Source organism: Micromonospora maritima (assembly GCF_902825405.1).
GTDB classification, from domain to species: domain Bacteria; phylum Actinomycetota; class Actinomycetes; order Mycobacteriales; family Micromonosporaceae; genus Micromonospora; species Micromonospora maritima.
In genome coordinates this window covers 1-9,139 of the sequence record NZ_CADEAU010000208.1, presented here as the reverse complement: position 1 = coordinate 9,139, position 9,139 = coordinate 1, and the positions used below count along the sequence as shown (strand labels likewise).

At 75.1% G+C, this 9,139-nt stretch carries 11 protein-coding genes; 5 read left to right on the top strand and 6 right to left on the bottom strand.

Annotation, left to right across the window (positions count from 1 at the left end):
- Positions 1 to 9 precede the first annotated feature (9 nt).
- A complete protein-coding gene (locus HUW36_RS18610; protein WP_174529337.1) occupies positions 10 to 1,218 on the top strand; it encodes a low temperature requirement protein A in 1,209 nt (402 codons plus the stop codon).
- 3 nt (positions 1,219 to 1,221) lie between these two features.
- Here HUW36_RS18610 and HUW36_RS18605 read toward each other — a convergent pair whose 3' ends face one another.
- The gene (locus tag HUW36_RS18605) at positions 1,222 to 1,767 is read right to left on the bottom strand and encodes a hypothetical protein (RefSeq protein WP_174529336.1); all 546 of its coding nucleotides are present in this window, start codon (positions 1,765 to 1,767) and stop codon (positions 1,222 to 1,224) included.
- Between the two features lie 71 nt (positions 1,768 to 1,838).
- Here HUW36_RS18605 and HUW36_RS18600 point away from each other — a divergent pair, with 71 nt between their 5' ends.
- Both HUW36_RS18600 and HUW36_RS18595 read left to right on the top strand, forming a co-directional pair.
- Positions 1,839 to 2,429, top strand: coding sequence for a TetR/AcrR family transcriptional regulator (locus HUW36_RS18600; RefSeq protein WP_174529335.1), 591 nt, complete (start codon positions 1,839 to 1,841; stop codon positions 2,427 to 2,429).
- A 64-nt stretch (positions 2,430 to 2,493) separates the two neighbouring features.
- Positions 2,494 to 3,423 (top strand): diacylglycerol/lipid kinase family protein, encoded by a 930-nt coding sequence (locus HUW36_RS18595; RefSeq protein ID WP_174529334.1) that lies wholly within the window; start codon positions 2,494 to 2,496, stop codon positions 3,421 to 3,423.
- Between the two features lie 3 nt (positions 3,424 to 3,426).
- On the opposite strand, the gene HUW36_RS18590 is transcribed toward HUW36_RS18595, so the two are convergent.
- From HUW36_RS18590 to HUW36_RS18580, 3 genes are all read right to left on the bottom strand, one after another.
- Positions 3,427 to 3,687, bottom strand: a complete 261-nt coding sequence (locus HUW36_RS18590) for a hypothetical protein (protein WP_174529333.1) — start codon at positions 3,685 to 3,687, stop codon at positions 3,427 to 3,429.
- Positions 3,688 to 3,697: 10 nt separating this feature from the next.
- Positions 3,698 to 4,096, bottom strand: a complete 399-nt coding sequence (locus tag HUW36_RS18585) for a DUF2267 domain-containing protein (protein WP_174529332.1) — start codon at positions 4,094 to 4,096, stop codon at positions 3,698 to 3,700.
- A gap of 66 nt (positions 4,097 to 4,162) precedes the next feature.
- The gene (locus HUW36_RS18580) at positions 4,163 to 4,504 is read right to left on the bottom strand and encodes a hypothetical protein (protein WP_174529331.1); all 342 of its coding nucleotides are present in this window, start codon (positions 4,502 to 4,504) and stop codon (positions 4,163 to 4,165) included.
- 106 nt (positions 4,505 to 4,610) lie between these two features.
- On the opposite strand from HUW36_RS18580, the gene HUW36_RS18575 reads away from it, so the two are divergent.
- Complete coding sequence (locus HUW36_RS18575) at positions 4,611 to 5,363, top strand: dienelactone hydrolase family protein (protein WP_174529330.1); 753 nt, start codon at positions 4,611 to 4,613, stop codon at positions 5,361 to 5,363.
- A 73-nt stretch (positions 5,364 to 5,436) separates the two neighbouring features.
- Here HUW36_RS18575 and HUW36_RS18570 read toward each other — a convergent pair whose 3' ends face one another.
- On the bottom strand, positions 5,437 to 6,123 hold the full coding sequence (locus HUW36_RS18570) for a fascin domain-containing protein (protein WP_174529329.1): 687 nt from the start codon (positions 6,121 to 6,123) through the stop codon (positions 5,437 to 5,439).
- Between the two features lie 26 nt (positions 6,124 to 6,149).
- Positions 6,150 to 6,554, bottom strand: a complete 405-nt coding sequence (locus HUW36_RS18565) for a hypothetical protein (protein WP_174529328.1) — start codon at positions 6,552 to 6,554, stop codon at positions 6,150 to 6,152.
- A gap of 261 nt (positions 6,555 to 6,815) precedes the next feature.
- Here HUW36_RS18565 and HUW36_RS18560 point away from each other — a divergent pair.
- On the top strand, positions 6,816 to 9,139 hold a 2,324-nt coding region (locus tag HUW36_RS18560), incomplete at its 3' end, for an ATP-binding protein (protein WP_174529327.1).

Below are 9,139 nucleotides of genomic sequence, written 5' to 3'. Positions count from 1 at the left end.
GGGTGGACGGTGGGGCCGGACGGGACGCGACGCCGCCCCGGGCGACCGCGTCCGCCCCGGCCGGCGGCGGGCGAGCGGCGGGTCACCCCGTTCGAGATCTTCTTCGACCTGGTCTTCGTCTTCGCGCTCACCCGGATCATGGCCCTGGTCGGGCCGCATCCGGAGCCGGCCGGCATGGCGCAGGGGCTGCTCCTGCTCGTGCTGCTCTGGTTGGCCTGGTCGTCGTACACCTGGTTGGGCAACCACACCCGGGCCGACGTCGGGGTGGTGCGCGGCGGCTTCCTGGTCGCGATGGCCGCGCTGTTCCTGGCCGCGCTGGTCATGCCGCAGGCCTGGACGTCCGGCCCGGGTCTGGACGGGCCGCTGGTCGTCGCGCTCGCCTACGTGCTGCTGCGGGCGGTGCACCTGGCGCTGTTCCACTGGGCGGTGGCCGGCGACCCGGCGCTGCGGGCGCGGATCCGGTTCTTCGCCCTGTCCAGCGTCGCCGGATGGGTACCGCTGCTGGTCGGCGCGCTGCTGGAGGGCGCGGCGCACGCCGCCCTGTGGGTGCTGGGGTTCGTCGTCGAGGTGGCCGGGCAGCGCCTGTCCTACGCCCGCCGGGGCAGTTGGCCGCTGCGCAGCCCGACGCACCTCGCCGAGCGGCACGGCCTGGTGCTGATCATCGCGCTGGGGGAGTCGGTGGCCGCCGCGGGCGTGGGGGCCGGCGCGGCGGCGACCGAGCTGCCGGTGCTGGGCGTGGCACTGGTCGGCTTCGTGATCACCGTCGGCCTCTGGTGGCTCTACTTCCACCGGACCGCCCCGGCGGCGACCCGCGCGCTCGCCGCGGCGCCGGCGGACCGGCGGGACCGGATCGCCGCCGACGCCTACAGCCAGACCCACCTGCTGCTGGTGGCCGGCGTCATCTACCTGGCGCTCGGCGTCGAACAGGTGCTGGCGCACGTCGCCGGGGCCGAACCCGGATCGCGGCTGACCTGGCCCGGGGCCGTTTCCCTGTACGGCGGCGCGGCGGTGTACCTGGCCGGGCGGCTGCTCTTCCGCCGCCTCACCGGACAGGCCGTCGGGCCGGCGCGGCTCGCGGTCACCGGGGCCACCGTGCTGTCCACCCCGCTCGGGGTGGTGCTGCCCCCGGCCGCGGCGCTGGCGGTGCTGGCGACGCTGCTGGTGACCGCCGCCGGCGTGGACCGGCTCGCCGGCCCGCCCGCCGGCGGCACGGGGTGAGGCTCAGGTGCCGCGCGGCGCCCGCTTGGGGAACACCGTGTACGCCACCGGCCAGAACACCAGCCAGGCGGCCATGGCCAGGGTGAGCCGCCCGGCCCACGCCCAGAGTTCCTCGGTACGCTCGGCGTCGCCGACGAGCGCGATGCCGCCCAGGAGCACGGCGCAGGCGACCGCCCAGCCGAGCATGCCCTTGCCCCACTCGCGCCACTCGTGCCGGGCCCGGGCCGTCCCGTAGCGCGGGGCCCGGCGCGGCGGCGGCCCACCGGCGAACCGGTGGGCGAAGCGCTGGTCGGCCCAGCGCACCATGCTGTGCCCGAAGGCCACCGAGAAGCCGAGGTACGCGGCGGCGAGGCCGTGCGCGAACGTGGCGGTGCCCCCGCGCCGCAGGTCGATCATCGTGGCGGCCAGCAGCACCAGGTCGACCGCGGGCACCGCGAGGAGCAGGGCGGCGCCGAGGCGGGGCCGGCGCAGCGGGTAGCGGGCGACCAGCCCGGCGGCCAGGACCACCCAGAACGCCACCTCGCAGGCGACGATCACTCCGACCAGCATGGGCCCTCCCTGTTTTAGTACGCTGTGCGACAACCGTAGCAACCGCCGTCCACCGACCCACCGGAGGGCCCGTGCCCAAGATCGTCGACCACGACGCCCGCCGTGCCGAGCTGGCCGCGGCGATGTGGCGGGTCGTCTACCGCGACGGCGTCGGCGCGGCCACCGTCCGCAGCATCGCCGCCGAGGCCGGCTGGTCTCCCAGCGCCCTGCGGCACTACTTCGCCACCCAGACCGAGCTGCTGGTCTTCGCCATGGAACACGTGATGGCCGAGGCGGCCGGACGGTTCACCGCCGAGGCCCGCACCGGCCCGTCGCGGGAGGTCGTCCAACGGATGCTGGAGGAACTGCTGCCGCTGGACCGGCAGCGGGTGCGGGAGGCCGAGGTATGGCTCCTGCTCGCCGCGCGCGCCCAGGTCGACCCCGCCGCCCGGGAGCGGATGACCGAGGCCGACGAGGGCGTCCGCCGCGCCGCCGAGCTGGCCGTCTCGGTGCTCACCGGCGTGCAGCCGGCCGACGAGGCGGCGACCGCCCGGCTGCACGCCCTGCTCGACGGACTGACGCTGCACGCGCTGCTGCACCCCGACCGGATGCCGCCGCACCGGATCCGGGACCTGCTCGCCGCGCACCTCGACGAACTCTCCCGCGCGGGCGCACCGTCCTGAGTCGCCGATCCGGGTCGGGCCCGGCGCCGGTCCCCGGCGGCGACCGCCGGATAGGGTCGCAACCGTGCGCACCAAGCAGGAACTGTCCACGGCGATCCGGGAACGACGGCGGGCCGCACTGGTCGTCAACGCCCACTCGCGCCGGGGCCGCCGGCTCTACGCCGGGGTCCACGCGCGGCTGCGCGCGGCCGGTTTCGAGCTGCTCGGCGCGTACCCGGTGGACCGGCCGGGCGACCTGGACCGGGTGCTCGCCGAGGCCGTCGACCTCGGCCCGGACCTGCTGGTCGCCGGCGGCGGGGACGGCACGGTCGGCGCGGCGGCGCGACTGCTCGCCCACCGCGACGTCGCGCTGGGCCTGCTGCCACTGGGCACCACCAACAACTTCGCCCGCACCGTAGGCGTCCCGCTCGATCTGGACGCGGCGGTCGGCGTGCTCACCGACGGCAAGGTGATCGACGTCGACCTGGGCCTGATCGGCGACACCCGGTTCACCAACCACGTCGGGATCGGACTGTCGGCCGACATCATGCTGGCCGCGCCGCCCCGGCTCAAGCGCGCCGTCGGTCGGCTCGCCTACCCGCTGACCGCGCTGGGGCTGCTGGCCCGGCACCGGCCGCTGCGCGTGACCGTCCGCGCCGAGGGACGCGATCACACGTTCCGCACCCACCAGGTGTACGTGGCCAACGGCGGATTCCACGCCGGCCGGCCGATCACCGCCGACGCCAACGCCGACGACCGGCTCCTGGTCGCGTACCCGGTGGGTGGGCCGAGCCGCCGCGGGCTGCTGCGCGAGACGGCGCGCAACGCCGCCGCAGGCCACCGCCGCACGCTCGGCGACGAGCCGTTCCTCGCCGTCCGCCAGCTCTGGCTGGAGACCGACCGGCCGGCCCGGATCGAGGTCGACGGCGAACCGTACGGGCAGACGCCGGTGCGCATCGGGCTGGACCCGAACGCGCTGCGGCTGATGGCGGCGGCGGACAGCCCGGACCTCTGACGGTCAGGCCCAGCGCTCCTCGTCGGGCAGCGGGATCTCCTGGTTCTGCTCCACCGCGTCGGCCGTGGTGAGGTCGTCGCGCACCGACTCGCCCAGGCCGGCGCGGTCGCTCGGCGGGCGCAGGACGCCCTGCTCGGCCAGGTCCGCCTCGGTCGCCTCGGGCACCGCGTCCCCGACCCGGTCCGGCGGGCCGACCAGGGTCTCGTCCTGCCGCTGTTCCTGCGCGTCGGCCTCGGGCGGGCGGCGCAGCGCGTCCTCGCTCATCGCGCCCCCGTCACGCCGGGCGCCGCACGAACGGCGCGCTCCGGTCGGCCACCTCGGCGTACTCGTTGGGGAGCTGGGACACGGCCTGCGCGTAGGCGGTCGGGTCGATCGCGTCCCGCAGGACGTCGAGGACCGCGGTCACCCCGTCCCGGGCCGCGTCCGCGTCGACGTCCGCGCGCTCGGCGACCCGCTGCACGAACACGTCCAGCCCGAACGGCTCGGCGGCCTCGGCCGGTCCGAACGCGTACGCCCGCAGCGCCTCCGGGAGCCGGTCGGCCAGGTCACGGGCCTCCCCACCGTCGATCCGCTCGGCCAGCGTGGTCAACGTCGCCCGGGTGACCGCGGTGGCCTGCTCCGCGGACGTCCCGCAGCGCTTCGCCACCGCGCCGATGAACTGGTCCTGGTCCATCTCGCCGCCTCCCTCTGCCGGGACAGCGGGATTCCCGCGCTCGCCCGCCGCAAACGGCGGGGGCGGTCAGGCGACCCGGGGCGCGGGCAGGGTCGGCAGGGCCACCCGCCGGGTCGTACCGGTGATCTCACCGGTGCGTGCCACGGCCGGGTCGGTGGACGCGTCCACCGCCGGCGCGGTCCCGCCGGTACGCCGGTCGGCGTCGTCCCGCATCGCGCTGAGCAGCGCGAGGAACCGCTCCACGTCGGCCTCGGCCAGCCGGAACGAGCCGCGGCACCGCGGACCGCTCCAGAGCGACAGCACCACCGCGCCGCGGTCGGGGTGGTAGCTGACCCGCAGCGTGCGGTCCTCGCCGCGCAGGTCGGTGAACAGGTCACCGAAGCCGGGCATCGGTCGCACCTCTCCCATCGATCCAGGATGCCCGAGCACCGCCGGGACCGGAAGACCCGAGGTGCCGCCGGCCGGGACCGGGAGTAGCGTGCGTCGCGGAACCCGCAGCGAGGAGGTCCGGACAGTGCAGCCGACGAACGTGGACGTGCCCACCGCCGACGGGACGGCGGACGCCTACCTGGCCCGACCGGACTCCGGCGGGCCGTTCCCGGGCGTCCTGCTCTTCGTGGACGCGTTCGGGCTGCGACCCCGGATTGCCGAGATGGCCGCGACGATCGCCGCCCGCGGCTACGTCGTGCTGGCGCCCAACCTGTTCCACCGCTCGGCCCGCTCCCCGCTGGTCGACGTCTCCGCGCTCGCCGACGACAGCCGCCGCGGCGAGCTGTTCGAGCGGCTCGGGCCGATGATGGCCGCCCTGACGCCGGACGCCCTGGCCCGGGACACCGCGGCCTACCTCGACTTCCTCGCCGCCCAGCCGGACGTCGCGCCCGGACCGGCGGCGATCACCGGCTACTGCATGGGCGGCACGAACGCGCTGCGCGCGATCGAGGCCCACCCGGACCGGATCGCCGCCGTGGCCGCGTTCCACGCCGGGCGGGTGGTCACCGACGCCCCGGACAGCCCGCACCTGGGCGTCGGCGCGGTGACCGGCGAGCTGTACTTCGGCCACGCCGACCAGGATCCGTCGATGACCGCCGAACAGATCGAGACGCTGGAGAAGGCCCTGGACGCGGCCGGCGTCACCTACCGCTCCGAGGTCTATCCGGGCGCCCGGCACGGCTACACCCAGGCGGACACCCCGATGTACGACGCGCGGGCCACCGACCGACACTGGGCCGCGCTGTTCGACCTGCTCGACCGCACGTTCCGCGGCTGAGCGGGGTGACCAGCCACGACCTGCGGCTGGTCACCCCGCTCAGCGCCGTCGGCTCGCCGAGGGCGACCGCACCTCAGTAACAGAACGTCTCCCAGGTGCCGATCTGTGCCGCTGTGGTGCGGGCCCGCAGCATGCCCTTCGACGTTCCCGCGTAGTCCTCCTCGGCCGCGACGAAGAGCCCGTTGGAGTTCGCCCGGATCTGGCCGCAGTAGCCCTGCCCAGGTTCGATGTCGCTGTAGAAGAGCTCCCAGGGGCCGAGGTTGACCTCGCCCGTCCGCGCGCGCAGCATCGCGTAGATCGTGCCCTGGTACGCCTCCTCGACCGACACGTAGTTGTGGTTGCTCTGCGACCGGATGGTGGTGACCTCGCTGAACGGGTCGCGGCAGAGGGTGAACAGCTCCCAGGGGCCGACCGAGTCGGAGCGTGCCCGCAACTCGTACTTCCGGTCACCCGGGTACTGCAACTCCATCGAGACGTACCTGGTCAGGCCGTACCTCCGGAACGAGACGTTCTGCCAGCAGGGCTGCGGCGGCGCCAGAGCCGCCGACGTACGCCGCCCCGAAGCCGTCGCTGCCGCCCTCGTCGTCGCCTGCCGCTGACTCTCCAGCTCGGGCGAACCGGTGCCGACCGGCACCAGCGTGGGTCTGGGTGCCGCCACGGAGCCGGCGTCCGTCGGCGCGGCGCCGGCCGGAGCGGTGAGCAGCAGGCAACCCAGGGCGACCGCCGCCGCCAGCCCGCCTCGCATGATTCGGTAGAACATGGTTCCTCCCCGGTGAGGCGTCTGGGTCAGTAGGAGCAGTACGGCGAGTCCATGATGTCGATGGCCACCGCGTAGCCGTACGGCTCCAGGTACGCGAGCTCGTCCGGCTGGATGCAGACCCAGTCGCCGTTCGAGTAGAAGATCTTGGCGCCGTCGTCGTTGCGGGTGTTGAGGACCCATTCCGCGCCCCGGCTCCTCGAACCGAGCGTCTGGTAGTAGGTGTCCTGGAACGACGCCGTGGGCGGGTTCCCGCTGTACGGGCTGCCGGTGACCCAGAAGCAGACCCGCGGGTACGTGCAGCCGAACGCCGAGCTGGCCTGCGCCGGGGTGGCCGCCGCCACCCCCGATGCCGCGGTCAGCGCGCCCGCGAAGAGTCCGACGGACACGAGCCGGGACGCCCGCTTCGCGAGCCGCGAGATGCCTGCGCGCATGCTGTTCCTCCTGTCGGTGGGGGACCGGGTCGCGCCCCGCGGGCCGACCCGAGGCCACGATGGCAGGCCCGGCACGGTGGGCGACAGGAGCTCCACCGGCGGTTGACCGGCGACCTTCCGGCGCTCTGTCCTGATCCCGACCCGTCGCCCGCCATTGACGCCGAAGGCTTCGACACGCGCCGATGCCCCTGTACGCTCGGGTCCACCGGAGACCGACCGGCCGGACCGGTCGGACGAGGCCTCGACACGGAGCGCGTGTGCATGCTCGGCGACGCCCTACGTAGCCATCGGCGGGCCCTGAACCTCTCCCAGGAGGAACTGGCGGACCGGGCCGGGGTGAGCGTCCGCAACCTGCGCGCCATCGAGGTCGGGCAGGTTCGCACCCCCCGGCAGCAGACCGTCCGTCTGCTCGCCGACGCCCTCGACCTCACCGCCGCCCAGCGGACCCGCTTCTACGCCCTGAGCCTGACGCCGGAAGCGACCGGGGCGTCCCCGGCATCGCCCGAGGGCCCGCGGACGCCGTCGCTGCGGCCGGTACCGGCCCAGCTGCCGGCCGACCTCGACCTGGTCGGGCGCGACGACTCGATCGCGGGGCTGGACCGCCTCCTGGCCGGCGGCCGCACCCGCGCGACCACGACGGTCGCGCTCGTCGGGCCGGCGGGCATCGGAAAGACCAGCCTCGCGGTGCACTGGGCGCACCGCGTACGGGAGCGGTTCCCCGACGGACAACTGTTCGTGGACCTGCGCGGGTTCGACCCCCGGCAACCACCGCTTGCCCCGGGACTGGCGTCGGCCGCCTTCCTCGACGCGCTCGGCGTGCCGGCTCCGTCGATGCCGGCCGACGAGATCGGGCGCACCGGCCTGCTCCGCAGCCTGCTCGTCGACCGGCGGATGCTGTTCGTCCTCGACAACGCCCACGACAGCGAGCAGGCCCGTTCCCTGCTGCTCGGCGGGGCGGACTGCCTCGTGCTGGTCACCAGCCGTGACCGGTTGGTGGGGCTCGTCGCCGGCAGCTCCGCCCATTCGGTCGAGCTCGGCCCGTTGACCCCGGAGGCGTCCCGGCAACTGTTGTCCGGTCGGACCGGCACACCGCGGACCGCGGCGGACGCCGCCGCCATCGACATGATCACCGGAGCGTGCGGCGGTCTGCCCCTCGCCCTCACCGTGACGGCCGCCCGGATCACCAGCCGACCGTCGATGCCGTTGCAGGCGGTCGCCCGGGAACTCACCACGGCACGGAACCGGCTCGACGGATTGTCCAGTCGTGACCGTGCCACCGACCTCCGTTCCTGCCTGGACGGCTCGTACCAGGCCCTCAGCAAGCCGGCCGCCCGCCTGTTCCGGCTGCTCGGCCTGCACCCGGGCCCGGCCACCGCGGTGGCCGCGGCGAGTCTCGCCGGCGTCCCGGTGGACCGGGTCCACCCGCTGCTCACCGAACTGCACCAGTCCAGCCTGCTCACCGAGCAGGGGGACGCCCGCTACGAACAGCACGACCTGATCGCCGCGTACGCCGCCGAACTCGCCCGCCGGGACGAGCCGTTCCGGCGGGCCGGGCTGAGGCGCCTCTGCGACCACTACCTGCACACCGCCGCCAGCGGCGCCCGGTTGCTGGAACCACGGAGGGAGCAGCCCTCGATGTCGACCCCGGCAGCGGGGACGGCGGTGTCGGCGTTGGGATCCGCCGAGGACGCGCGGAACTGGTTCCTGGCCCACCATGCCACGCTCCTCGCGATGGTCCGCCTGGCCGGGGCGTCGGGTCTCACCACGGTGGCCTGGCAGCTCGCGTGGGTGCTGACCGCGTTCCTGTCCCGCGGCGGTCACTGGGCCGCGCAGGTCGCCGTGCACCGGGTGGCCCTGCGGGCCGCCACCGCGGACGGCGACCTGCTCGGCATGTCGTACGCCTATCGGGGCCTGAGTCGCGCGTACCTGCGTCTGGGCCGGCCGGACGCGGCGGAGGCCGCGTTGCTCCGGGCCCTGCGCCTCGCCGCCCGACTCGGCGACCAGAACGGCCGGGCCCGCGCCCACCACGGGCTGTCCGTGGCCGCCGAGAAGCGGAACGACCTGCGGGCCGCCCTCGACCGCAGCCGGCGATCGGCCGCGATCTTCCGCGCGGTGGGCAACACCAGCGCCCGGGCCGAGGTCCTGAACGGCGCCGGCTGGCTCAACCTCAAGGCCGGTCACGTACCCCGGGCCATGCGCCAGATCCGGACCGCGCTCGTGCTGCTCCGGCGCTTCGGTGAGCGGCACGGCGAGGCGAGCGCCTGGGACAGTCTCGGGTGCGTGTACGCCGAACTCGGCCACCGGGAGGCCGCCGACCACTGCTTCCGCCGCGCCCTCACCCTCTTCGTCGACCTGGGCGACCGCTACTTCCAGGCCGAGGCGCTGGTGCACCGCGGCGACAACAGGTGGGTCACGGGCGACCGGACTGCCGCCCGGAGGCACTGGCAGCGGGCGGTGGGCATCCTGACCGACCTGCGCCACCCGGAGGCGGAGCAGGTCCGGCACCGGCTGGCCCGTGCCACCGCCGAACGGCCGGCGCTGTCGCTCGCGGCGGGCCCGGTCGTGTCGCCGGGCGGCGGGAGGCG